At 60.4% G+C, this 24,376-nt stretch carries 21 protein-coding genes; 4 read left to right on the top strand and 17 right to left on the bottom strand.

The window, feature by feature from the left end; translation table 11 throughout:
* Window positions 1–4 precede the first annotated feature (4 nt).
* The gene (locus tag HQL98_00315; GenBank protein MBF0270503.1) at window positions 5–922 is read right to left on the bottom strand and encodes a branched-chain amino acid transaminase; all 918 of its coding nucleotides are present in this window, start codon (window positions 920–922) and stop codon (window positions 5–7) included.
* A 249-nt stretch (window positions 923–1,171) separates the two neighbouring features.
* Here HQL98_00315 and HQL98_00310 point away from each other — a divergent pair, with 249 nt between their 5' ends.
* The 3 genes from HQL98_00310 (at window position 1,172) to HQL98_00300 (ending at window position 4,242) form a co-directional block, all read left to right on the top strand.
* A complete protein-coding gene (locus tag HQL98_00310) occupies window positions 1,172–1,621 on the top strand; it encodes a hypothetical protein (GenBank protein MBF0270502.1) in 450 nt (149 codons plus the stop codon).
* Window positions 1,622–1,657: 36 nt separating this feature from the next.
* A complete protein-coding gene (locus HQL98_00305; GenBank protein MBF0270501.1) occupies window positions 1,658–2,035 on the top strand; it encodes a hypothetical protein in 378 nt (125 codons plus the stop codon).
* A 107-nt stretch (window positions 2,036–2,142) separates the two neighbouring features.
* Entirely contained in the window at window positions 2,143–4,242 is a 2,100-nt protein-coding gene (locus HQL98_00300; GenBank protein MBF0270500.1) for an AAA family ATPase, read from the top strand.
* Between the two features lie 109 nt (window positions 4,243–4,351).
* On the opposite strand, the gene HQL98_00295 is transcribed toward HQL98_00300, so the two are convergent.
* From HQL98_00295 to HQL98_00275, 5 genes are read right to left on the bottom strand one after another with little or no spacing between them, the layout of a single operon-like run.
* The gene (locus tag HQL98_00295; protein MBF0270499.1) at window positions 4,352–4,756 is read right to left on the bottom strand and encodes a DUF302 domain-containing protein; all 405 of its coding nucleotides are present in this window, start codon (window positions 4,754–4,756) and stop codon (window positions 4,352–4,354) included.
* Window positions 4,757–4,800: 44 nt separating this feature from the next.
* A complete protein-coding gene (locus HQL98_00290) occupies window positions 4,801–6,714 on the bottom strand; it encodes a hypothetical protein (GenBank protein MBF0270498.1) in 1,914 nt (637 codons plus the stop codon).
* On the bottom strand, window positions 6,707–7,504 hold the full coding sequence (locus tag HQL98_00285; protein MBF0270497.1) for an ATP-binding cassette domain-containing protein: 798 nt from the start codon (window positions 7,502–7,504) through the stop codon (window positions 6,707–6,709). The genes HQL98_00290 and HQL98_00285 overlap by 8 nt, the downstream gene beginning before the upstream one ends.
* The gene (locus HQL98_00280; protein ID MBF0270496.1) at window positions 7,501–10,158 is read right to left on the bottom strand and encodes a hypothetical protein; all 2,658 of its coding nucleotides are present in this window, start codon (window positions 10,156–10,158) and stop codon (window positions 7,501–7,503) included. The genes HQL98_00285 and HQL98_00280 overlap by 4 nt, the downstream gene beginning before the upstream one ends.
* A 58-nt stretch (window positions 10,159–10,216) precedes the next feature.
* Window positions 10,217–11,194, bottom strand: coding sequence for an SUMF1/EgtB/PvdO family nonheme iron enzyme (locus HQL98_00275; protein ID MBF0270495.1), 978 nt, complete (start codon window positions 11,192–11,194; stop codon window positions 10,217–10,219).
* Window positions 11,195–11,414: 220 nt separating this feature from the next.
* On the opposite strand from HQL98_00275, the gene HQL98_00270 reads away from it, so the two are divergent.
* A complete protein-coding gene (locus tag HQL98_00270) occupies window positions 11,415–12,164 on the top strand; it encodes an RNA methyltransferase (GenBank protein MBF0270494.1) in 750 nt (249 codons plus the stop codon).
* 27 nt (window positions 12,165–12,191) lie between these two features.
* Here HQL98_00270 and HQL98_00265 read toward each other — a convergent pair whose 3' ends face one another.
* From HQL98_00265 to bamA, 11 genes are all read right to left on the bottom strand, one after another.
* Window positions 12,192–14,822, bottom strand: a complete 2,631-nt coding sequence (locus tag HQL98_00265; GenBank protein MBF0270493.1) for an AsmA family protein — start codon at window positions 14,820–14,822, stop codon at window positions 12,192–12,194.
* A gap of 90 nt (window positions 14,823–14,912) precedes the next feature.
* Complete coding sequence (gene secG / locus HQL98_00260; protein MBF0270492.1) at window positions 14,913–15,626, bottom strand: preprotein translocase subunit SecG; 714 nt, start codon at window positions 15,624–15,626, stop codon at window positions 14,913–14,915.
* Window positions 15,627–15,657: 31 nt separating this feature from the next.
* A complete protein-coding gene (locus HQL98_00255; GenBank protein ID MBF0270491.1) occupies window positions 15,658–16,440 on the bottom strand; it encodes a triose-phosphate isomerase in 783 nt (260 codons plus the stop codon).
* Between the two features lie 127 nt (window positions 16,441–16,567).
* Window positions 16,568–16,948: a thioredoxin gene (gene trxA, locus HQL98_00250; GenBank protein MBF0270490.1), complete on the bottom strand. Its 381-nt coding sequence runs from the start codon at window positions 16,946–16,948 to the stop codon at window positions 16,568–16,570.
* 93 nt (window positions 16,949–17,041) lie between these two features.
* Window positions 17,042–18,226, bottom strand: a complete 1,185-nt coding sequence (lpxB, locus tag HQL98_00245) for a lipid-A-disaccharide synthase (protein MBF0270489.1) — start codon at window positions 18,224–18,226, stop codon at window positions 17,042–17,044.
* Window positions 18,227–19,207, bottom strand: a complete 981-nt coding sequence (locus HQL98_00240; protein ID MBF0270488.1) for a Gfo/Idh/MocA family oxidoreductase — start codon at window positions 19,205–19,207, stop codon at window positions 18,227–18,229.
* Between the two features lie 74 nt (window positions 19,208–19,281).
* Window positions 19,282–20,088: a UDP-2,3-diacylglucosamine diphosphatase LpxI gene (lpxI, locus tag HQL98_00235; GenBank protein ID MBF0270487.1), complete on the bottom strand. Its 807-nt coding sequence runs from the start codon at window positions 20,086–20,088 to the stop codon at window positions 19,282–19,284.
* 108 nt (window positions 20,089–20,196) lie between these two features.
* Window positions 20,197–20,988, bottom strand: coding sequence for an acyl-ACP--UDP-N-acetylglucosamine O-acyltransferase (gene lpxA, locus HQL98_00230; protein ID MBF0270486.1), 792 nt, complete (start codon window positions 20,986–20,988; stop codon window positions 20,197–20,199).
* Window positions 20,975–21,442 (bottom strand): 3-hydroxyacyl-ACP dehydratase FabZ, encoded by a 468-nt coding sequence (gene fabZ, locus HQL98_00225; GenBank protein ID MBF0270485.1) that lies wholly within the window; start codon window positions 21,440–21,442, stop codon window positions 20,975–20,977. The genes lpxA and fabZ overlap by 14 nt, the downstream gene beginning before the upstream one ends.
* A gap of 16 nt (window positions 21,443–21,458) precedes the next feature.
* Window positions 21,459–21,905 carry an OmpH family outer membrane protein gene (locus HQL98_00220; protein MBF0270484.1) on the bottom strand — a complete coding sequence of 149 codons (447 nt, stop codon included), beginning with the start codon at window positions 21,903–21,905 and terminating at the stop codon, window positions 21,459–21,461.
* Window positions 21,906–22,048: 143 nt separating this feature from the next.
* The gene (bamA, locus tag HQL98_00215; protein ID MBF0270483.1) at window positions 22,049–24,328 is read right to left on the bottom strand and encodes an outer membrane protein assembly factor BamA; all 2,280 of its coding nucleotides are present in this window, start codon (window positions 24,326–24,328) and stop codon (window positions 22,049–22,051) included.
* Window positions 24,329–24,376 lie beyond the last annotated feature (48 nt).

Here is a 24,376-nt window from a genome sequence, read left to right as displayed (position 1 = left end):
TGCGTCACTCCACCCGTGTCAGCCAGCCCAGATGTCCGGGATGGCGTCCTTGCACCACATCGAAAAACCGTTTCTGGATCTCCTTGGTGACCGGACCGGCGTGACCCACGCCAATCTTGCGGCCATCCAGCTCCCGGATCGGGGTGATTTCCGCCGCCGTTCCGGTAAAAAATGCCTCATCGGCCAAAACCACCTCATCTCTGGGAAAACGTTGCTCGATCACCGGCAGGTTCATCTCGGCGGCCAGGGTGATCACCGTATCCCGGGTGATGCCATCCAGGGCGGAATCCAGGGGCGGGGTGATCAGACGACCTTTTTTCAAGATGAAGATGTTCTCCCCCGAGCCTTCGGAGACGAACCCTTCCGGATCCAGCAGCAAGGCCTCGTCGAATCCACAGGCGATGGCTTCGGACTTGGCCAGGATGGAGTTGGGATAGTTGCCTACCCCTTTGGCGCGGGTCATGGTGATGTTGGGATGGTGACGGGTATACGAAGAGGTTTTGACACGGATGCCGTGTTCCATACCCTCTTCTCCCAGATAGGCTCCCCACTCCCAGGCGGCCACGGTGGCATGGACATGACACTTGGCCGGATTGAGTCCCATGCTCTCCGCGCCGTAAAAAACCAACGGACGGATATAGCCGGATTGCAGGCCATTGGCCTTGAGCACCGCCAGACAGGCGGCGGAAAGCGCTTCGCGGGTATAAGGAATGGTCATGCCCAACACATGGGCCGAGCCGAACAGACGATGAATATGTTCGGCGAGCCGGAAAACCGCCGGTCCCGAGTCGGTCTGGTAACAACGGATGCCCTCGAAGACACCGAGACCATAATGCAGGGTATGGGTCAGGACATGGACCTTGGCCTCCCGCCACTCGGTGAGTTGTCCATCCAGCCAGATTTTTCCGTCTTTATCGTGCATGAGCGTGCTCGTTGTCTCGGGGTTGTGATGGAAAGGGTAATGCCATTTTAAAAAACCCATGGTGAGGGATTCTAGCACATCGCTTTGGATTGCGGGAGCGGACAAAAGCACGGCGCGAAGGAATTTCATCCACTTGACAAGAAGGTGGCGCACATAGATTGGCATCAATGTTGCTTTTTAACTATCAGCAACTCGGGAATTTCGCTCCCGGCCCTGTTTTCCAGACCGTCAGCCCGAAAGAGAGAGTCCATGAGTGAGTCCATGTTGCCATCCGTTCAACCACGCGCCTGGGGGCGGGATGCCACACGACTCTCCACCAGCGGTGATGCGGAAACCGGAAAATCCGGTGAGGCACGGATTCATTTTCGTGATTTTTTATCCCCGGTCAACCCCCGGCAGGATCCGGCGGAGTCGGAGGAACGCCCCTCCGCCCTCATGAACGGCTCCCCGGCGGAGTTGGCCGCCTTGAACGGACAAACCTCCGCCCCGTCGGAATCCGGCGAGACGGCGTTGACCGCTCTGGACTCCGAACCGGAGCCGTGGACCCTGATGGCGCCAACCGTTGCCCTGCCCCGTGTCCGATCGTCCATGGCCGGCAACGCAGCGTTCCGGATTTACGCCCGTGCCGCCCATCCGCTCGCGGATCCGGCCCCGGCCTCTGCACACCCCGATGAACGGGGCGAAGAACCCCGTCGTTAAAAAACCCATACCTTGCTTTGGATGGAAGGAATCACCATGCAAACCCGACACTCCGTGACCCAGGCCGAGATCATGATCACGCTCATGCAGCTGGAACGGGATCTCGAAAAAGAGCGCCTCGACTGCGCCCGCCCCCTGATCGAATCCTTGCGCCACTCCCTGGTGCGGGATGCCCAGATGATCGGCACCCCTCCGGGAACCCTTTCGGTACAGGGATGGATCTCCCTGTTGACCCGCTGGGAAGAGGATCTGCAACACATTCCCGCGAGAAGACTGCGGTATGTACGTGGATTCTTTCAGGAATTACAAGAACGGGCCGACGTGGCCGGCTCTCCCATCGGCATGGCCGTCGGCGAACTCACCGGACTGCTCGACAGCCTGCCCGTAAACGAAAATACTTTGGCAGCCGCGTGAGCAGCGATACACTTTTCTGACTGTCTTGAACGGACAGGTTCTGTTATGATGCCCGCGTTGAATGGTATCCACCCAGGATCAATGATCGGCATCGACAGAAAAAACTCATGGAAGCGGTCAGACCAGCGACTCCCGCGCCCTCCCGCTCTGCCGACCAACGGCAGTCGGGTCGCCGTCCACAATTTTTCTCCGCCAAAAGCCATGCCGCCATTTGGCGTGTGCTGCGTGCCGCTCTGCTCCGGGCCGAAGGGGTAATCCTCCTCACAGGCGTGGAAGGGAGCGGCAAAAGCTCCCTGCTCAAGCGACTGCCCGGCATGATCCCGGACAACCGGGATCTGGCGATGGTGCAATCCGCCGATCTGCCCGACTCCGAATTCCTGCAACAACTCATCGCCGCTACCACACTGGTCAAAGGGGAATCCGGTTCCCTCTCCCCGGTGGATCCCCATGCCCCGGATGTCCCGACCCTGGCGGATTTTCAGGAGGATCACCCCTCCCTGACCTTGCAGGATCTGGTGGATGCCATGGAAGAACGGGTCGCCATGGGTCGCAAACTGGTGCTGGTGGTGGATCAGGCCCATCTGCTCAACCCCGAAACCCTGGCGTGGCTGGACATGATGGCCCGCTTCGTCTCCGAGGGCATCAAACCGGTACAGTTGCTGCTGTCCGGGCAACCCGAACTGCGTTCCCTGCTGGAATCGGAAACCGGTCGCAACCTGGCGGACAAAATCGTCGGCAGCTGCGAAGTGACCCCCCTGACCCGGGGGGAGGTCTGGGATTATCTGGCCTTTCAACTGGACAAGTCCATGGGATGGCCGGTGCGGGTCTCCTGGTTCGGCTGGATGGAAATCTACGCCTATTCCCTGGGGATTCCACTCAAGATCGATCTGCTCCTCAGACGGGTCCTGCCCCTGGTGCGGCAACGCAACGCCAAAGTGGTCACCCGCTCCATGGTGCGGCTGGCCATGACCATGGGCAAACCCATGGAACGGGGATCGTTTCTGGCCACCCTGCCCGTCAAAACCCGGGTCGCCCTGCTGGCCGGCAGTGTGGTTTTTGTGTCGGGCACGGGATATCTGGCAGGCCTGTTCGATTCTCCCTCGCAACCGTCCGAAAAACCGGTGGCCAAAAAAGGGGATTCCGGAGAAGGCTCCGCCTACATCCGAATTGTCCAGCCGGAAACCCCCGGTTCCGGGACCAAACCCGACAAAACCGAAAAAACCGACAAACCCACTCCCCCCAAGGATGCCAAATCCCCGGAGGAAAAAACCGACGACCGCTCCCCGGCTCCCAAAAAACGCTACTGGGAGCCGAGTTTGCCGAATCGGGCTTCCGACACCCCCTTGCCCCAACCGATTCCCGAGCGGGCGGAACCCGGGCTGGCCGCCCTGGCCAAGCCCTCCCCAGAGGCGCCGCTGCCGGGAAACCGGTCGCCGGTGACGGATCCCGAAGCCTTTCGCAAGCGCTATCAGACTGCCAAAACCGCGAGCGCCAACGCTCCCGCTCCGGCTCCCGAAACCCAACCCGTCGACATGCCTAGCGAACCGGCTGCCGGGACCGAAGCCAAAAAAGCCACCCCTCCCGCAACCCCGCTCCCACTGGCCGCCAACAAGACCTCCCGTCCGACCTCCGGCCCGGATGGGGCTGGCGATGCGGAAGAGTCCGCCAAACCCCGGGATCCCCCGCGACTCCCACCGCCCCCTCCACCACCACCGCCCCTGCCATCAGCGGCCCGCCACACCGCCGCCATCATCCCCCCCGGCGACGGCGGCGAAAAGGAGGAACTCTCCAGCAAGCCTGCCAACCTCCCCGCCAAACCGGTTCCATCCGGCCTCCGCCCCCCGGCAGAGCGCAAAGGGGAAACCGAGGAAAAACCCACCAAGCCTGCTCCCAAAACGGCAGCCAAGGAAAACGCCCCCTTGCCACACATCACCGGGGTCGCCACCGAAAAATCGTTTCGCGCGGTCGGCAAGCTGTATGTGGTGCAAATCGGCTCCTTCACCACCCAGGAGGGGGCGGACAGCCTCAAACAGACCCTCTCCGGCAATGGACGGGATCCCTATGTCCATCTCTCCCAGAAGAAAAACCGTCGATTCTACTCGGTACGCATGAACTACCGTGCCCGGGACGCCGCCGAACGCATGGCCCATACCATTCAGCAGCAGGAAGGGTTGTCGGGGAAGGTGCTGGAGTTGAACTACGATTGAGTCGGGGGGGGGATCCGAGAAGCGGAAGCCAGACGACAACCCGCCATCCCGGATTGAAGAATGAAGGGTCAATGGGGGAAGACTCCCCCAGACCCGCTCTCTCTTGTGATCAATTCACCGCGTTCATGGCCGTGCGGATTTTCTGATCCGCCTCGGCGGCCACCTGGGACAACTCCGGATGATTGATCATCAGGCCCATGGTTTCCGGATTCATGGCGACGATCTCCACCACGCCGTCGGCGTTCTCCCGCACCACCACGTTGCAGGGCAGAAAAACACTCACATCCGGCACGGCGGTCATGGCGCGATGGGCCAGCTTGGGATTGCAGGCCCCCAGAATGATGGTCCGGGGAGTATCCACATTCAGCTTTTTTTTCAGCGTGGCCGCCACATCGATTTCGGTCAGGATGCCAAACCCCTGCTCTGCCAACGCGGCCTTGATGGCCTGAATCGTGGTGTCGTAATCCGTGGCAACGGTTTTTTTGAGCGCATACGGATTGCTGGTGTCAAGCATCAAAAACTCTCCTCAGCGAAAATTGGTCAACAGAATCGGAACGATCAGGAGTCCTTCTTGCGATTGCCATCCCGTTCCCGCGGGGCCACGCCACCCCCGTGCAGCAGATCCGAAGGGGCGGTATCCCCCCGCAACGGCAAACGGAACAACAAGAAAATCGTCACCACCGCCACCACCGCGTAGACCTCCCCCAAAGTGATCACAATCTCCTGCCAGGGCAAAGGCAACGCCTCGAAATCGTATCCCGGGGGCAACAGATCCTGATAACGGGAGATGATCCCCTTGAACCCGTCATCCAACAAATAACGCAAGGCCGGAATCATGCCAAACACGGCCAGGGCTCCGGCGGTCAGGGTGGCCAGCAGCATCTGCCAGATGAGCTTGCCGTAAATGCCGGTCCAGGTGAATCCCCGACTCAACAAAATACCATAGTGGTGGCGTCGATGTCCGATGAGGGTACCCGCCTGGGCCAACAGCAAGGCGCCCAGAAAGATTCCGAAGGTCAACGCGTAAGCCGGTGTCATGGTGGAGAGCAGATCGCTCAACAGATTGAACCGGTTCAAGGCGTCTTGATACATGGAGTGGATGTTGAACGCCGGTCGTCCGTCCCGGGTGCGCACCGCCATCAGCGAACGGATGCCCCGGCTCAAACGGGTGGGATCCGGCATGTAGACCCGCACCGCGGAAAAAGCGGTACCGGATTCGGTCACGTCCCAGGGGGCGTAGACAATCGGCTGACCTGCCTTGGGGCGTCCGCTGGGACATAGGCTGTCCCGCAGAGGATTGTCCATGGGAAGACGGTGACAGGGCATCCAAAGACGGTGGTTGTCATCGTGATTGATCACGTCCCATCCATCGTCCCCGGATTGACGCGACCCTCCGGGGGCGGCGGGAATCTGGGGGCGGGCGCAACGGTTTTCGGGAATTTTCGGCAGACCCGTCAGGCCGGTCTTGGCCATCTCCTCCTGAAGACACTGGGCGTGGGAGGCGATTTCACCCTTGGGATAGGAAGAGGCGGTCAGACGCCGATGCTCCTCCGGATTGCCCACCCCTTTCGATTTGACATCGAAACGGATCTCCGGAAAATGAAACGCCGCCAGCAACGCGTGATAGGTGGTCAAAGGAAACAGAAATGCCACCTTTTCCATGGCCGGCAGATGATGCACCCACCGCACCCGGAACGGCACCAGTTCCTGATTGTTGCCGATGTTCAGTTCCAGCCAGATGGTATCCAGGGCGTTGCGCAACGAATCCTGGGGCGGTTTCTCCGGCAAACGCCGCAGTTTCTTCTGCACCAGGATCGGCTGCACCGCCTCCCGGTAGGCTTCGTAATTGAATCCTTCGGCAAACTGGGATTCACTCAACACCACGGTCAGAGGCAGGCCCATCCAGCCGTCGGCCATCTGGTTCTGATCCTCGACCCAATCCTTGGGAATCTCCAGATTCCACAACGGATCGTTGGGATACACCGCCCAGCCGATCCAGGGGGAGCCGGGATCCCAACTCGACGCGCCGGGCAGACGGATCTTGGGGGAGGCGTCCCCCACCTGACGATAAGGATAGGCGGTCACCCCGAAGGATTCACCGGGGATACGTTTTTCCATCTCCTTGAGACGCCCCAGCAGATCCGAACCGATCCCCTGATGGTTCTCCCAATGGGAGGTGACCCACACCGGCACGCCATGGGGCCGCAAGGTGCCCAGGAGGGCATCGGTGAACCGTTCCAACAAGCCGGCCCGTGTGCCCACCAGCAGCAAGGCCATGCAGATCACCAGGGCCAGCAGCAGGGTCAACCAAGCGAAGTCCCGACCTCCGCCGGTACAGCCGAAGCGGGCGCAGGCAAAGGAACGCCAATAGGCCCGGGCACCCAGGGAGACCCACACCGGGGTCCAGCGTCGTTTGATTTTTTCTCCCGGCAGGGGAGGTGCGTCACGGAGGGGATCGGAGGATTCAGCCATGGTCGAATTGGGGTTCCGGCGGCTTGCCGCCTCCCTTGAGGCGCAGATGACAACGATTGTTGGCCACCATCAGCCAATGATTGACCCGGGGATCCAGGGCATCGGATTGATGGTGGGTGACCCAGATCACCATGCGATCACCGGTGGTGAGCCAGCGATCCACCAACGACATCACCTCCCGCCGGGTTTCGGAGTCCAGGTTGCCGGTGGGTTCGTCGGCGAACAGCACATACGGATCGTGGATCATGGCCTGGGCCAGGGCGACCCGCTGAAACTGTCCCCCGGAGAGTTGATTGGGATAACGCTCCAAAAACTCCTCGGGGGTGGTCTCTTCGATGCGACTGCCATTTTTGTCCCGCAGCAACACCCGATCCATGGCGGCGTGGACCTTGCGATCCATCTCCGCATCGGAATACCCACCCCTTTGTTCCAGGGGATAACGCAGATTCTCCCGCACCCGCAGATAGGGGGTCAGGGTGCTGCTTTGATAGGCGAAACCAAAACAGCGGCGACGGATGTCGGTCAAGGTGAGGGTGGAGGATGCGGAGTCCAATCCCTTGGGACCCCAGGCGGCCTGGGATCCATCCGGAAAACTCCACCGCACCCATCCCTCGGTGGGTCTTTTAAGAAAGGTGAGCAGATACAACAAGGTACTTTTGCCGCTGCCGCTACGTCCCAGCACCGGCAGACGACCGGAAATGGTATTGGCGTCCAGTTTCAGCCCACCCACCTGTAGGGTGAAATCCCCCCAGCCGACGGTTGCGGCCCGAACCTGAACGCCCCACGTCATGGCAGGAATTCCTGGGGAATCCAATATCCCCGCATGCCACCGATCTCATGCCCGAAACGGTAGTTCTTGTCCGGTCCCAAAGGCACCTGTTGAATGGCCTCGCTGATTTGCGGCAGGGCGCGGCCATTGGCCGTGGCGTCCGGGCATTGGCGGGGCTGATAGGGCACGGTCTTGAAGACCGGACGGACATAATCCCGCTCGATGATCTCCAGCATCTCCTTGGACTTGATGGCCCACAAGGCCAGCCGACGCAACTCACAGGCCGGAGAGGCCATGATCTCCTGGCCCGCCTTGTCTTTCATGGGATTCTTGTTTTGATCCAGCACCACCAGTCGGCCATCCTTGTTGCGCGCCGTGAACTCGGCGGAAAGAGAAGGAACCGGATAACTCAACAACGGACTGTGACGCCGCACCGGCAATCCGCCACGCCGCTGGGCATATTCGGCGGGGGTTTCACCGGCCACATCGATGGGGGGACGGCGGATCTCCTGTTGCAAACCGAGAATCATGGCGCTGATCAAGGCCCGTCTGAGTTGAGACTCCGGCAAGTCGAAATAGCCCTCGAATCCTTTGAGGATGCGAATCCAGGAAGAGAGCGCTCCACTGCTGATCCAGAGTTCCTCGGCCACCTTGTCGTCGGCTTCCACATAGCCGATGCGGGTGGTATCGTAGACCCGATCCTCGCACTGCTTGCCCAACTCCCCGCAGCTTCCCCGTTGCAGAATGTGCCAATAAACGCCGGGGATGTCAATTCTTTCCCTTCTCAACCGCTCGATGACGGCGTTCAAGGCGGCGCCACCCCGCACATCCAGGATGATCTCATCGATCAAGGCGCTGCTGCTCAAGGTTTCCACCTTGGCCACCAGACGGCTGATCAGCTTTTCTTCTTCCAGACGGAACGCATGGTCTTTCACCGCTCCGGCGCTCACGTCGGTAGCCGGCAGGCTTTGTTCCAACAGATATTTGGTCTGCTGCTCGAACTGCTCATACGCGATGCGATAGGACTGGGCATGCTTGACATGCTGTCCCTTGAACGGGGTCTGAATGAAAAACGGAATCACGTTGTTGGTTTTGCTGCCCGCCTCGGCCCCGCCCCGCATCAGCTTGGCCAACACCTCGCGGGTGACCGGATGGGCATATTTGGGCACCGAACGGATGTTGCCCCGCCGGTCCATGTCGCCCCGGTTGGGGGTGTAACCGTTGTCGCCGATCACGAACAGCAATTTCAGATTGTCCGGGCAGGCCACCATGTCCTTTTTGAGGGCCTGTTCCAGACCGCCATACAGGTTCTCCTGATAGTCATCCTCCACATCCCCCTGGGTCACCTTGACCTGAGAGATGGCCTGGGCGAACTTGTCAAACTCCTGCTGTTGCGTGGCGGCATCCATGTCGCACACATCGGACAACGGATACCCCTCGCCCACCCCGTCGCCGGGGGTGTTGGGAAAGAGTTTGTCGGCGTAAGGATCCCGATAGACCCGGAAACCGAAACGGAACTGGGTCTCTTTGAACCCCTGGGTATTCTTGAGGGTGTGAATGATCTCCTGAATCACCCCCCGTTGCTCCGGGGTACCCCGCACCGCGTCGATCACCGGATCCATGCTGGCGGTGGCGTCGAGCAAAAAGAAGATGTCCACCCGTTTCTTGGCGGAAAGATTCTTGTATTCCGGCAGGATCCGACTGGCCAAAGTCGGGGAGATGGCCACTTTCTCCTCGTTCACCCGACGGCCCACCAGACCCGGACGGGCCAAAGCCACCTTGTAGAACAGCCGCTGTCCGGATTCCCCATCCAGGCTTTCCGGGGAGACGTGCTGATTCTTGGCGTTGACCATCTCCAGAACCGGAATGCGCAACGAAGAGCGGAACCACTCCTTGCCCCCCACCACCGGCTGACAGGTCTGCGGATTGCGACTGACCGCATCCTCCAGGTTTTCATAGGTACACAAGGTGCCGGGGCCTTGTTGATCCGGGGAGGTCAAAGTCTCCTTGGGACGCAGGCTGAAGGCGTTGTTCCACAAGAATCCGTTGGCCTTGTCCACCCAACCGAGCAGAATCCCGTCTTCTTCCAGCCGGAAACGGTCTGCCAGCAAAACCGCCTTGTCGGTTTCGTCGAAGACAAAATACATATGAAACCGGGAGGCCCCCTCCCGACAGTGACCCGTTCCCCCCACGCACTCCTTGAGGTCCGGATCCTGGAAGGGTTGCACCTTGGGTTCCTGGCCGGACTCATCCCGGGCCACGGTGGAGGTCTTGATGAAAAACTTCATCTCCAGGCCCGAATCGCTCTTGATGGGCAGATTGCGACACAACAGGTCGTTCTTGGCCACCCAGCCGGTGGTTTCCGGGCGATCCTTGTAGCGAAAGGCCCGAACCTTAACCCGATCCTTTTTCTCTTCTTGGATTTCCGCCTGCTGATTGAACGGCAGGGAGCCGGTTTTCTTGTCTCCGGTGGCGCCGTCGAACAAAGGCGTATCGTTGCGCATCACCCGGGCCACGCCCGCCCACTGCAACTTGTCGTTTTGATAAAACCCGGAAAAATCATAGGTGGCACAACTGCCCGGCTGACTCTCCTTGGCCTGGGCCGGGAGCGGGGAGGCCATCACCAACCAACAAAAGGTCCATGGCAGCAATCGGAAGATGGATCGTATGTTCACGGATTGAAGATCCCCATCAAGTGTCAAAGAGTTGTCACGAGTCGCGCCCTGCCACGAATCAGGGTTTGGCCGCCCCAGGGGCGGTTTTACCTGTTTTCGGGTCTTGCGAAGCCGCAGCCTTGAGCACCACGCGAAATCCGGCCACAGACAACATGGCCGGCATGCACGTTGCGGACCGAACTTCAGGCAAAGGCACGAAATCGTCCTCTCCGACCAGATAGTATCCTCCGGCACACGGGGTGACCGTCCACTCCCGCACCCCCCAGAGCAGGCGTTTCAAGGATTCGCCGCTCAAGATGCCCGCCTTGGAGGCGGTCTCCTTGGCGCCATCCAGCAACAACACCGCCGCGCCCCACTGCTCGCGGCTTGGCAATCCGTAGGCGCACCCGGTCTCCCGACCCAGCCAATCGGTGTAATCCCAGGCCGCTTCCCAGGAGATGCCCTTCACGGGAGTGGTTTCGGACTCGTCTTTGTTCCAGTGCAAACCGATGTGGGCCTTGAGTCGCTCCTTGTCGGCACCGGCGCTCATCTTGTCCACCACCGCCACATAACGACGGAACGCCTTGAGGGTCACTTCGTTTTTCTCGATCAGGAATGGCTCCTTGATCTGGATCTTGTTCAACCCATGGGGCGCGAGAAACGGCTTGATCTCCTGGGAGTTGGCGTGCAAACGGTACTCCCCCGCCGGAACCGGCAACAAATCCGGATACAAGGTGCCATCCGGCCATTTGCTCAGGCAGGGCTGCCACGACAGCGCCTGACTGGTGGGCTTGGCGGGGGCGGCGGACTCTTTTCCAGGAGAGCGTACCATCATCACCACGCCACCGATCACCCCCACCGCCAGCAATCCACCACCGCCCAGCAGCAACGGTTTCTTGAAGCGGGTCCACACAGACATCAGGGCCGACATCAGGGCCGGCAGCAAAGCCGGCAGACGGGAAGACGCCCTGGGCGCGCCGGCAACCGGCTTGCGCACAGCCCCGGAAATGCGGTTGGAACGTTTGCGGGGGGGCAAAAGGGGACGTTTGATATTCAAGGTGGCTCCAGGGTTTCAAGTGTCGGGATCGGGTGCGACGAAACTTGAAAGTTGAACGGTTTCGTGACACTTTGCCGGACGATCATGCCGTGCCTTCAATCGGGCCAGGCATTCAATCCGGCTTTCCAGGCATTCAACTGGAATTTAGCATTAGTCACGATGATTATCGAATGTCAAGATGGAATCCTCAAGCAGACAAGGCGATCACACGATGCGGGAAATGGAACGTCAACGGGCCTCGGATCAACTGGTGGTGATTCTCGACCGTCCCGCCCATGGGGGCAACGTGGGAGCCGTGGCCCGGGCCATGGGCAACACCGGATTTTCCCGTCTGCGACTGGTGGCCCCGCGCCAGTTCCCCCATCCCGACGCCGACGCCTACGCGGTCGGCTGCACCACGATTCTGGAACAGGCGCAAATCTTCGACGATATCCCCTCGGCCCTGGCGGATCTGCATCTGGTGGTGGCCACCACCAACCGCCATCGGGGTCAACGACAGACGGTACTCACCCCGGAGACCCTGGGGGAACGGTTGCGCCACTCCCTGGCCCAGCCCGGACTCCAGGTGGGAATCCTGTTCGGTACCGAGCGCACCGGACTGCTCAGCGAAGACGTGGAACGGGCCGGGGTGGTGTGTCATATCCCCACGAGCGGTGAACAAGGTTCCCTCAATCTTTCCCAGGCGGTGTTGATCGTGCTGTACACCCTCATGCAGGCCCTGGGCAAGGAAGAAGGCATGGCCCATGACCCCTTCCGGGATGATCCCCCCGCCACCGCCGACACCATGGAACGCCTCTTTGAACACCTGGAACAGACCCTGACCACCATCGGTTTTCTCAAGCCGGGTCAAAAACGACACATGATGGGCAGCATCCGAGCCATGCTCCAGCGGGCCGGACTCGACCACCGGGAGGCATCCATCCTGAGAGGCATTCTCCACGAGGTGACCGCCTTCCGTGATCGTCCCTGATCCCGACTCTTCAACGCGCCGACACGCTCACCGGCCAAAGGGCAATATTTTTTTCAATCCCTCTTCCAGGGGAGAACCGCTCCCCCCCAATTTCTCCTGAAGCTTGCCACCCAGTTTTTCCTGGAGCTTGCCACCCAGTTTCTCCTGCACCTTTTCCATGGCCTTGGTCTTGAGGGCCTCTTCCACCAATCCGGCCACATCCACCGTGGTCTGGGGTCGGGACAGGTCGCCATGAATCCGCACCGGAATGGCCATCCCCTTCAGATCATTGAGGGATTTGCTGTCCACATCATCCAGGGCGGAAAGCAGGTTGACCCGGGTGGTCAAATCGAGCTGATTCTGCGGTAGATCCACCTTGCCGCCACCGGTCATCTGGAAGGCCGCCGAGGTGGCTTGCAGATTTTTGCTCTCCAGAACGCCGTTGCGGATCTCCGCCGCCCCTTCCAGAGTCTTGAAGGGGGTACGGCCCGTATCTTGCCCCACGTTCAGACTCCGCCCCTTGGCCGCGGCATAACCGGCGTAGGCATGGCGAATGGTATAGGTCAGATCCTTTTTCAGATAGGCTCCGTCCTGAACCACAAAAGAAAGCTGACCATTCAAAGCCTGCTTGATCGACTGACTCTGTTTGCCCGCAGAGGTCAGATCCACCGTCAGATTGGCCGTTCCCGCCAGACTCTCCTCCCCGGCCCACTCCTTGAGCAACGGTTCCAGTTGCACGCCCTGGAGATTTTGTTTCCAGGCCAGTTTGGGGGTTTCGCCCCGCACATCCAAGGTGGCATCCACCCGGGAGGAACCGGAATACAGTTTCCATGTGAACGGCTCCAGACGCACCATCCCATCCTTGCCCCGGATCACCGCCTGCATCTCCTGGAAACGCACGCCCCGCAGCTTGAGGGTTGCCAGTTTCACCTTGCCATCCAGATCCAGCCGTTTCAACAGAGCCACCGGGATCTCTCCCCCTGTGCCGCTGGACGAAGCGACCGTCTTGCCGCCGTCACCGCCACTCCCCGCCGCATCCCCGGTCTGAGGAGCCGCCGGAGCCGTTGCCGAAGCCGCCGGAGCCGCCTCCCCGCCACTCCCTTTGGCGGGCAGATAACGATCCAGATCCAACCCATCCCCATCCAGATCGAACCGGACCGTGGAAACGGCGTCATAAGGCCAGGAAAAACCACCCCGCAAGGTGGTACTGTCCAGTTTGGCCTCCATGCGGCTCACCTCCAGCCGCTGACGATCCGCACTGAAGGCCCCCTTGAGTTGCAGCGCGCTCAGAGCCTTTTCATCCGCGATGGTCGGAGCCTTCTGCCCCAATTGGGTCAACAGGGTCCGGGGATTGAAGGGTTGAATGGTCCACTCGCCCGACACCACCGGATTGCCCCCCCGTTTGGTCAGATTCATCGACCCTTCGGCCTTGAGTTGCTCCAATCCCTCCAGCTTGCACCCGGCCAAACGCAACGTCTGACCCGGAAGATCCATTTCGCCATTGGCGGTCAGGTGCAGATTGGCCCCGGCAGCGGGCAACGTGCCGCCCACCGCCTTGACCACCAGATCCAATCCCGGCAGCTTGAACAGGCCATGATCCCGTTGTCCGTCGATGTCCCCCTTGTAAACGGCCTCCAGTTGCCCAAAGGCGCCACCGGGTTTGCCTTCGCCCTTCAGGTTCCAGGTCAAATCGGTGATCGCCACCCGGGACGGAGAAAATTCCACATTCCCATGGAGTTTGCTTTCACTTTTGGACAGGGGCGACTCCCCGCCTTCAGCCTTGAGGGTGGCCTCCATGCCGGTCAGTTTGATTCCGGAGCCATCCAGCCCGGCTTCGATCTCCGCGGCCAACTGCACATCCACCGTGCTGGCGGGCATACCTTCCGCCGCTTTCACCTGGAGACCCAGCCGACTCTTTTGCAAGGTCACCCGTTTGCCCTCCGCCCCGGGGACCACCGTGGCGGCAAACAGCAGATGGGCATGGGTCGCGGGATTGATCCGCTCCACATCGGTTTCCAACTCCACGGTCACCGGTTGACCCGGTGTCACCACCCCCGTGGTCAACTTCAACCCCTTGAACGTGTATTGAGCGCCACTGACGGCATTGCTCCAGGTCACCTGGGCGTCGAGGATCTCCACCCCTCCCAGGGTGATGGAGGCCAATCCGCTCCCGCCCCCCGACACCGGAGTGGCGGCAGGTTTGGCTGCCGTCGGGGTCTTGGGGGCACCCTTGGCATCCGCCGGAGAGTCACCCCTGGAGGCTGAAAAATCGACCGGAGCCTTCTCCCCACCCCGCAAACTCTCCCAGTTGCCCTGCCCCTTGGCATCCCGCACCAGTTTGAGCTGCAACCCTTTCACCGCGATCTTGTCCGCCTCCAGCCGCTTGGAAAGCAACGGCATCAACTGGGCCCGCACCTCCAGTTTCGCCATTTTGGCCAAAGGCTCGCTGCCGAAACCCGGCACATCCCCCAGCGTCACATCCCCCAGCGACACCCCGGCCCAGGGGAACACCGACACCGTGATGGGACCGTTCACCGTCACCTCCCGGCCCGTCTTCTCCTTCACCAGCGCCGCGATCTCCTGCTTGTATTGATTCGGATCCACAAACAGAGGAATGGCCACCGCCACCACGATCAACACGATGAAAAAAGCAATCACACCGATCAGAATTTTCTTCATGGCGACTCCTTGGCAACCGGACCGATCAAACAATCAGGCCTGGGGGAAATCCCCAGGCCTGTTTTTTTTGTATCCTCTGCTCCACTCCACTCAGGGAGACGGCTTGGAACCGGCAGCTTCCGGCTCCTTTTTGGCCGCCGGGGCCGGATCCTTCACAGGCTCAGGCTTCTTGGCGGCTTCCCCTTCGGGCTTCTTGGCGGCTTCCCCTTCGGGCTTTTTGGCCGCCGGGGCTGGATCCTTCACAGGCTCGGGTTTCTTGGCGGCTTCCCCTTCGGGCTTTTTGACCGCCGGGGCTGGATCCTTCACAGGCTCGGGCTTCTTGGCGGCAGCCGTATCCTGGCTGGACGCGGGCGGTGGCGGAACCGGTTTGGCCGGGGCAGCCGCTTCCCCCGCAGCCGGGGCGGCCTCGCCCGCGGGTTTCTTGGGAGCGCTCTTGGCGGGGACGGGAGGACCGGATTCAGGCTCGGCCTTCTCCTTGCCCGACTCCTTGGCCTTGGCCGCCGCGCCATCCTTGCCGGCAACCGGTTTGGCCGTCGAAGAGACCGGAGCACCATCCATCACCGAACGCTCGACTCCCGGACGGGTCGAAAAAAAGGCCAAGGTCAGACTGGTGATCATGAACACCGTGGCCAGACCCGCCGTCATCTTGCTTAAGAAATCTCCCGAACCCCGGGCACCGAACAGGCTTTGAGAACTGCCACCGAACGCGGCTCCCATATCCGCACCACTGCCTTTTTGCAACAGCACCACAAAAACCAATGCCATGCAGACCAGTACATGCACCACCGTCAAAATCAGAGTCATTGCGCAACCCTTCTCAATAAAAAACCAACGATCAAAACTTCTCCGGAACCGCATCGATGATGGCGAGAAAATCAACACTCTTGAGCGAAGCCCCGCCGATCAACCCGCCATCCACATCCTCCAACGCGAACACGGATCCCGCGTTGCCCGCCTTGACGGATCCACCATACAAGATACGAATTTTGCGACCATCTCCCCCCAACCGTTCCAGCAGGATGCCACGGATGAAACCATGCACCTCCTGAATCTGTTCGGGCAGGGCATTGCGACCACTCCCGATCGCCCAGACCGGCTCATAAGCCACCACCAGCAACTGCCGCTTGCTGGACTGGACGGGCAAACAGGGAAACAACGCCTCCAACTGCGCCTGCACCACGTCCAAGGTGCGTCCCTGTTCCCGCTCTTCCAGGGTTTCCCCCACACAGACGATGGGCTGAAGACCATCCCGGAACGCCGCCGCCATTTTCCGGGCCACCCGTTGGTTGTCCTCTCCCCAGCCGGAGCGACGCTCCGAATGCCCCACGATCACATACCAGCACCCCACGTTGCGCAGCATCAGCCCGCAGATTTCGCCGGTGCAAGGACCGCTTTCAAACTCGGAAAGATCCTGCCCCCCGAGTTTGATCATGGAGCCTCCCAGGCGTTGATTCACCGCATGCAAAGCCGTTGCCGGAGGACACAACACCACTTCGCAACGCACGGACCGTCCCGCCCGCACGGAAAGCCCGGTCACAATGCCTTCTGCCAGATCCTGGGCGGTTTCGATCAGCCCATTCATCTTCCAGTTGCCGACGATCAGCATCCTGCGCGCCATGTTTTATCAACCGCCATCATGATTTGAAGCCACACAAAAAAAACGGTCTCCCAAGGGATTCCATTCCCGTTTGTCCATCAACTTTTGGATTGTATTCAACCCATTTTCCAAAATCAACTCCAATTGCTCACGCCTGCTCCAACCGGGCCTGATCCGCCGGAACCCGCTGCTTGCGCACCTCTTCCATATCCACCTGTTTGACCCGCTCCACCAGGTCCGTCAAGGCCGTCTCGGGGACCATGCCCGGCTGGACAAACAGAATGGTACTTTCACGAAAAATCATCAACGTCGGAATCGAACGAATCTGAAACGCACCGGCCAGTTCCTGTTCCCGGTCCGTATCCACCTTGGCGAACACCACATCGGCGAACTTCTCCGAGACCCGCTCGAAAATCGGCGCGAAAGCCTTGCACGGGCCACACCAGTCGGCCCAGAAATCGATCACCACGATATCGTTTCCGGTCACGGTCGCTTCAAAGTTGTCCTGGGTCAACGCAATCGTCGCCATCCATCGTCTCCAAAAGGAATTGATCCGTCACACCCGCCAACCGGTCACTCGCACCCCTTCGCGGGGAAAGGGACACCCGTGTTGTTCACGACATCAAAAGCCCAGGGAACGCAACCGATCCCCCACCACATCCGCCGCACGTTGCGTCGGCATGGCCAAGCTCTCCCGCAACGCCTGAAAACCACGCCGCTGACTGGCTCCGCTCTCCCCGTCGAACAGCAAGGCCCGCACATCGTTGGCCAGGATTTCGGCGGTGGCCTGATCCTGAATCCGTTCCGGAACCAAGGAACGACCCGCCACCAAATTGGGCAGGGCGATATGTCCCACCCGGATCACCCGACGTCCGATCTCATAAGTAAACCGGTTGACCCGATACAAGACCGTCATGGGGGTTCCGATCAAAGCCGCTTCCAAGGTGACCGTACCCGAAGCCGCCATGGTCACGTCCGCCACCGCCAACAGCCCTCCGGTCATACCATGCCACAGATCGATCCGGTCGAAAAAAGCGCGGGTCTTGGGATCCGGTTCCAAATCGATCACCCGGTGGAAGTCATCCAGGGTCAGGGTATCGGCCACCGCCAGGACACATCGCACCGCCCTCCCCTCTTCCACCACCCGTCGGGCCGCTTCCACCATCACCCCCAGATGACGCCGGATCTCCCCCAACCGACTCCCCGGCAACAGCAGCAGCACCGATTCCTCCGGCCCGAGACCCAGCTTTTCGCGGATCATGAGCCGTTCGTTCTCATCCGGCAGGGGCCGGGCGGCCAACGGATGGCCCACAAACGTCACCGGCAACCCGGAACCCGCATAGACCGCAGGCTCGAACGGAAACAGCACCAACAGATGATCCAGCAGTCGGGCCAGTTTCCCCACCCGCCCGGAACGCCACGCCCACACCTGGGGGCCCACATAATGAATCCTGGGAATACCCAATCCCATGGCCCGACGGGCCAGCAAAAAATTGAAATCCGGCAGATCGATGGTGATCAGCAGGTCGGGTCGTCGCGCCGCCATCATCGCCACCAGTTGCCGGAAGCGGGTCACCAGTCGGGGCAGACGCCGCAACACCTCCACCAACCCGATCACCGACAATTCGTTCATGTCGCACAAGCTGACCAGACCCTGTCCGCTCATGCGCGTCCCACCCACACCAAAACTTTCCAGATCGGGAAAATCCGCTTTCAGATCCGCCAGCAGTCCACCCCCCAGATTGTCCCCGGACGCCTCGCCGGCCACCAGCATGATGCGGGGCGGTCTTCCTGGCCCCCTGGTCACCTATCGCCCTCCGCTGGACCACTCGGCAATGGAGCGACGAATGGCCATCACCACCTCCAAGGCGCGCCGCCCATCCCGACCACTCACCGATGGAGCCGAACCCGTGGCCACCGCCGTGCAAAAAGCCCGCACCTCGGCCTCCAGGGCATCGGTGGAGGTCAGCGGGAATTCATGCTCCTCGATCACCGGCAGGGTGACCCCATCCAGCAACCACGTTCCTGCGCCCCGCCGCCGCACCGCCAAACCCGGACGCATGAAATCCAGATCGAACAAGGCGTCGTCCTGGAAAATCCGCATACGCCGCGTGGCATCCCGGGCCACCCGGGAGGCGCTGACATTGGCGACACAGCCATTGGCAAAACGGATCCGGGCGTTGGCGATATCCGCCTTCCCGGAAAAAATCCCACTGCCCACCGCATCGACGGACTCCACTTCGGAGTGCACACAATGCAGGATCAGATCCACATCATGAATCATCAGGTCCAGCACCACATCCACATCCAGCGCCCGGTTCTTGAACGGAGCGAAACGTTGCGCCTCGATGAAGCGGGGATTGACGAGCAGACCCGATCCAAACAACGCGCTCACTGCCGGATGAAAGCGTTTGATATGTCCCACCTGCAACACCCGCTGGTGCTGATCCGCCAGGGCGATCAACCGGTCCGCCTCCTCCACGGTGGTGGTGATGGGCTTTTCCACCAACACATGCACACCGGCTTGCAGACAAGCTTCCACCACCCGGAAATGGCTATCGGTGGAAGTCACCACCGAAACCAGATCCACCCGGGACAAAAGCGCGGTGAAATCCTCCACCGCCTCCACGCCCAGTTCTCCGGCCACCTTGGCGGCCCGTTCCGCATGCAAGTCGGATACGGCCACCAGCTTCACCCCATCGATCCGGGCATATTTCTGAGCATGAAACCGTCCCAGATACCCCACCCCGATCACCGCAGCCCGCAGGGGGCGATGCACCCCGGTCATGACTCCCTCGTTCATGAAGCGGCTCCTTTCACGCCATCCGTCTTAAAATCCCCGTCACCCAGCCCCATCAATCTTTAAAGATCCCCGTCACCCAGCCCCATCAATACCAAGTCATGCCGGTCCGCCGCCCGACGGGTGGCCTCCGGATCCAGAATCATCGCCCCTCCGGACTCCACCGCCGCCACGCGAATGCCACAGCGGGCCATGGTTTCCATGGTGGCGGGTCCGATGGTGGGCAGATCCAGGCGTTGATCCTGCATGGGCTTGACCACCTTCACGAAGACCGCGCTGTGCTCTCCGGCCCAACCCCCGCGCCCCTGACCCGCGATCAGACCACCGGCCCGGGCCAGCATGGCGTCGGTCCCCTCCATGGCCTCGGCGGCCACCACCATATGGCGACGCACCACCACTCCTTGACCGATATCCAGCGCACCCAGCCCCTTGGCGGCGCGCCAGCCATAACGGATATCCTCCCACTCCGCGTCCGTGGGATGGCGACGGCTCAAACATCCTCTGGGGGCCAGCAGTTCCGGCAGATATTCGGTCACGGAGCGCAGCCGGAATCCCCGACTCTCCAGTTCGGCGGCCACGGCGCGCAACAACTGGTCATCGTCCATGCCCCGCAATTTCAGGACCATTTTCAAAGCCAGGGCATCCGGGCGCACCCGCCAGATGTTGGGCTTGCGGATGCCCCCCACCAGTACCAAATCCACCGCCCCCTGATCGCGCAGATAGCGCAACGGACGGGTGAACTGTCCCAGCCTGATCCACAGGATGGAGTCGGAATATGCGGCCAGGGAGGGATCGGATTCGCCCTCAAGGGCCACGATCGCGGCCAGACCCGGCCCCCCGGGGCGACGCATGGCGCGTGCGAATATCAAGGGGAGCTGTCCAGAACCCGCGATCAATCCGACACGCGCATTCAAGAAAGGAGTCTCAAGCAAGAAGAGGCAAAAGGTGGCGCATGAACGAAGCCAGGATCCGGGGAATCAGCGGCAGATCCCCCTTTGACCGGTCTGGAGAAATTCCAGAATATACTGCACCTCCACACACTGGGAGAGGTGGCGTTCCAGCTCCTCCACCGCCTGCTCCATGCGCAGATTGGAACGGAACACGATCCGATAGGCCTGACGGATGGCCTTGATGGTCTCTTCGGAAAAGCCGTGACGCCGCAGGCCCACCACGTTGACTCCGGTGATCTTGGCCCGGTTGCCCGCCGCCGAGACAAAGGGAACCACGTCCATGGAGACCGCCGACGCGCCGCCGATGAAGGCGTTGCGACCGATGCGGGCGAATTGATGGATGGCGGTCAGACCGCCGATCACCGCGTAATCCTGGATCTCCACATGACCGGCCAGGGTGGTGCCGTTGGCCATGATCACATGATCCCCCACCCGACAGTCGTGGGCCACGTGGGCATAGGCCATGATCATGCAATCGTTGCCCACCCGGGTCAGACCGCCCCCACCCTCGGTGCCCCGATGGATACTGACATACTCGCGGATGGCGCAACGCATGCCGATCTCCACCCGGGTGGGTTCGCCGGCGTAATGGGTATCCTGGGGAGGCTGACCGATGGAGGCGAAACTGAAGATGCGGCTCCCCTGTCCGATCACCGAATGGCCATCGATCACCGCATGGGCGCCGATTTCCGCCTGATCGTTGACGATCACATGGGGACCGATCACCGCGTAGGGACCGACTTTCACCCCGGAACCCAGTTGGGCCTTGGGATCCACGACCGCGCTGGGATGAATCACACGGGGCTCATCCATGGGCATTCTCCTCGACTGCTTCCTCCTGGGAATCCCGGGTCATGGCCATGAGTTCCGCCTCGGCCACCACGGCCCCGTTGACCCTGGCAATCCCCTGGAAACGCCAGATCTCCCGGCGTCTTTTCAGCAGGGTCAACTCCAGCATCAGTTGATCACCCGGAATCACCGGCTTGCGGAATCGGGCTTTGTCGATGGCCATGAAATAGACCAGCCGCCCCTGCACCGCGCCGGGATCGGTACGCCCCGCCAACAGGGCGCCGGCCTGGGCCATGGCCTCCAGGATCAACACACCCGGCATCACCGGATGCCCCGGAAAATGGCCGTTGAAGAACGGTTCGTTGAAGGTGACATTTTTCAAAGCCACCAACCGCTCTCCGGGTTGCACCTCCTCCACCCGGTCCACCAGCAGAAACGGATAGCGATGCGGAAGGGTCTTGAGAATGTCACGCCACGGTTCCACCTGAACGCTCCTTGAATTAAAACCACTTCTTGGTGTGTTCGTTGAGCCGGCTCAGCACCTGATCGGAGATGTCGATCGAGGCGTTGGCAAACAACACCTGTCCTTTGCCAAACACCGCCGTGAATCCCTTCTCGCGGCCAATCTCCTCGATCACCACCCGCAAAGCCTCGGTGATTTTCTTGGTCCAGACTCCGTTTTCCCGGTCGATGGCGGCCTGATTGTCCTCCACCAGCCGTTGGTACTCCCGGAACTTGCGACGGGTGGTATTTTCCATATCCGCCCGGGCTTCCCGGTTCATCATGTTGCCGCCCTGCTCGACCTTGGCCTTGAGGGATTTGATCTCCGACTCCATGGCATCGACTTCTTTCTGCTTGACGGCCAATTTCTTCTTGAGCATGTCCCGGGCATACTGGGCCGCCGCCGAAGAGGCCATGACACGGGGCACGTCCACATAGGCAAACACCGGCGCTCCTCCACCGGCCGCCTCAACGGGTGCGGATGTCATCAAACCACACGTTGCCAGCAGCAGTGCCGTCAACCATGATACCATTTTCCGGGAGGTCTGCCGGGATTGGGTTGCGACCCGGTTCACGAAAGATAGCGCTTTCACAAGGATGTCCCCATGCTGAAGTCAAAAATCCGAAGTTTATCGTAATCTTCCTTGATCAAAGGCGTGCTCAGGGAGAAACGCAACGGACCAAAGGGTGAATTCCAATGTACACCAAGGCCTGTGGCCACGCGGATCGATCCGGATTCGCGCACATCCGCCGGCAGATTCCCGTCACCCAGGTATCCGGCATCCACGAAGGTCAAGCCCTTCACGCCCTTGTCGCTCAGACCGAACAGGGGGAAGAACAGCTCGGCGTTGATTTGTTCAAAATGCACACCGCCATAGGCGTCCCCATCCACCAGGGTCCGGGGACCGATACCACCCGGCTTGAATCCCCGCAGGGAGGCGCCACCACCCAGATAGAACCGCTCGAAGATGGGCACATCCTTGTCAAGACCGTTGATATAGCCAAAGCGGCCACGGATATGCCCCACCCACTCCTCGTCGTCGGTGAAGGGGTGGTACAACTGGTTGTCCAACACCAGACGGGCGAACGTCAAATCCCCTCCCAAACCCGCCAGATCCGTGGTCAGACGGTGAATGCGGCCCTGGGTGGGGGCCAGGGTATTGTTGACATCGTTCCAGATCAAGGAATTGCTGATCATGGAGCGCCAATAGGGACTGGCGTTCGCCTGAGCCACGATGGAACGGGAGGTGACCAGACCGGTATCTTCGATATCCACCTGGGCGAGGTTGTAGCTGACGTTGTCCCGCATATTTTTGGAGATCGGGAAGCCCAACCGCAACGCGCCGCCGTAGGAACGCTCGGTATAGGCGGAGACATCCCGCCGATCCGACTCCCGGGCGAACAGGTCAACGCCGGCGGACAGATTCTTGTCCATGAAATACGGTTCGGTGAAGGAGAAGTCAAACTGGGTACTCTTGCCAGTCAGGGCGGTGGAGAGTACCAGACGCTGTCCACGACCCAGGAAGTTGTTCTGACTGACACTCGCCGATCCGATAAAGGAGTCGGTACTGGAGTAACCCGCCCCGACGGTAAAGGTACCGGTGGGTTTCTCTTCCACCTTGATGCGCACATCCACCTGATCGGGATTGCCCGACGAAGGGGTGGTGATCTCGATGTTTTCAAAGAAATTCAAATCTCCGATGCTCTTCTTGGAGCGCCGCATCTGGGTGGAGGAGAAACGATCCCCTTCGTTCAGGGACATTTCCCGCCGTACCACATTGTCCCGGGTGCGGGAGTTGCCCACCACCTCGATGCGATTGACATAGACCCGACGACCCTTGGCGATCTCAAAGGTGATGGCCACGGTTTTGGCCTCGTCGTCGTAGACGGTCTGGGGACGGATATCCAGGAAGGCATAACCGAAATCCCCGATCAAATCGGTCAGACGTTCGATGGATTTGCGCAACTGGTCACGGGAGTACCACTCTCCCTGTTTGACCCGCAACTCCTCCATCAGACGCGACTTGGGAAGTTCGTCGAAGTCGCCTTTGACATCGATGGCGCCAAAACGGTAACGAGCCCCCTCGTTGACCGAGTGGGTCACGACAAAAGCCTTGCGATCCGGAGTCAACTCCGCCACCGACGAATCCACATGGACCCGGGCATACCCTTCGTCCAGATAGACATTGCGCAACTGGGACTGATCGAACATCAGTTTGTCACGATCGTAGGCGTCGTCTTCGGTGAACCAGGAGAACATGCCCGAGGCATGGATCATCATTTTGCGGGTCAACTGCTTTTCGGAAAGTTCCTTGTTGCCGATGATCCGCACTTTCTGGACTCTGGATTTTTCGCCTTCCTCGATGTGATAGGTCACCTCCACCAGATTCTGGTCGAGATTTTTGACCGTCATGTCGATCTTGGCCAGGAAAAAGCCCTTGATGCGAAAGGCCTGACGCAACGCCGACAAGTCCCGTTCGGTGGTGCTGCGGTTCAGGAGAGTCTGGGGTTTGATGTGGATGAGTTTTTGCAACTCCTCAGTGGTGAGGGCGTCGTTCCCTTCAAAGGTGACCTTGCTCACGGTGGGGTTTTCCACCACCTGGACCACCAGAACCGAGCCTTGTTGTTCGATGACCACATCTTTGAACAAGCCGGTATCGTGGAGAGCCTTGATGCTCCGTCGCACGGCATCGGGTTCGATGGGCTGGCCGGGTGTGACGGCAACATGACTTTTCACCGTTTCGGCCTCGATCCTTTTTGCTCCTTCCACACGGATGGAGTCGATCGTTTCGATCGACCACGCGTTGGAAGCGAACGCCAAGGTCGCCACACACAAAGGGATCTTCAATAAATGCTGGATGGAGACCATGCTTGAATGTTCTTCCTCATGGCAAGTCTGTGGGCAATGACCGGGAAA

The sequence above is a fragment of the Magnetococcales bacterium genome (assembly GCA_015231755.1).
In the GTDB taxonomy this organism is placed as follows: domain Bacteria; phylum Pseudomonadota; class Magnetococcia; order Magnetococcales; family Magnetaquicoccaceae; genus Magnetaquiglobus.
Note: the sequence above shows the minus strand (reverse complement) of the source record. Positions and strands in the feature narration are given on the sequence as shown.

Bases quoted from the DNA above. Each gene is read 5' to 3' on its own strand.
- HQL98_00315 (MBF0270503.1), bottom strand. From the start codon at position 922: ATGCACGATAAAGACGGAAAAATCTGGCTGGATGGACAACTCACCGAG.
- HQL98_00310 (MBF0270502.1), top strand. From the start codon at position 1,172: ATGAGTGAGTCCATGTTGCCATCCGTTCAACCACGCGCCTGGGGGCGG.
- HQL98_00305 (MBF0270501.1), top strand. From the start codon at position 1,658: ATGCAAACCCGACACTCCGTGACCCAGGCCGAGATCATGATCACGCTC.
- HQL98_00300 (MBF0270500.1), top strand. From the start codon at position 2,143: ATGGAAGCGGTCAGACCAGCGACTCCCGCGCCCTCCCGCTCTGCCGAC.
- HQL98_00295 (MBF0270499.1), bottom strand. From the start codon at position 4,756: ATGCTTGACACCAGCAATCCGTATGCGCTCAAAAAAACCGTTGCCACG.
- HQL98_00290 (MBF0270498.1), bottom strand. From the start codon at position 6,714: ATGGCTGAATCCTCCGATCCCCTCCGTGACGCACCTCCCCTGCCGGGA.
- HQL98_00285 (MBF0270497.1), bottom strand. From the start codon at position 7,504: ATGACGTGGGGCGTTCAGGTTCGGGCCGCAACCGTCGGCTGGGGGGAT.
- HQL98_00270 (MBF0270494.1), top strand. From the start codon at position 11,415: ATGGAACGTCAACGGGCCTCGGATCAACTGGTGGTGATTCTCGACCGT.
- HQL98_00265 (MBF0270493.1), bottom strand. From the start codon at position 14,822: ATGAAGAAAATTCTGATCGGTGTGATTGCTTTTTTCATCGTGTTGATC.
- secG (MBF0270492.1), bottom strand. From the start codon at position 15,626: ATGACTCTGATTTTGACGGTGGTGCATGTACTGGTCTGCATGGCATTG.
- HQL98_00255 (MBF0270491.1), bottom strand. From the start codon at position 16,440: ATGGCGCGCAGGATGCTGATCGTCGGCAACTGGAAGATGAATGGGCTG.
- trxA (MBF0270490.1), bottom strand. From the start codon at position 16,948: ATGGCGACGATTGCGTTGACCCAGGACAACTTTGAAGCGACCGTGACC.
- HQL98_00240 (MBF0270488.1), bottom strand. From the start codon at position 19,207: ATGACCGGGGTGCATCGCCCCCTGCGGGCTGCGGTGATCGGGGTGGGG.
- lpxA (MBF0270486.1), bottom strand. From the start codon at position 20,988: ATGCCCATGGATGAGCCCCGTGTGATTCATCCCAGCGCGGTCGTGGAT.
- bamA (MBF0270483.1), bottom strand. From the start codon at position 24,328: ATGGTCTCCATCCAGCATTTATTGAAGATCCCTTTGTGTGTGGCGACC.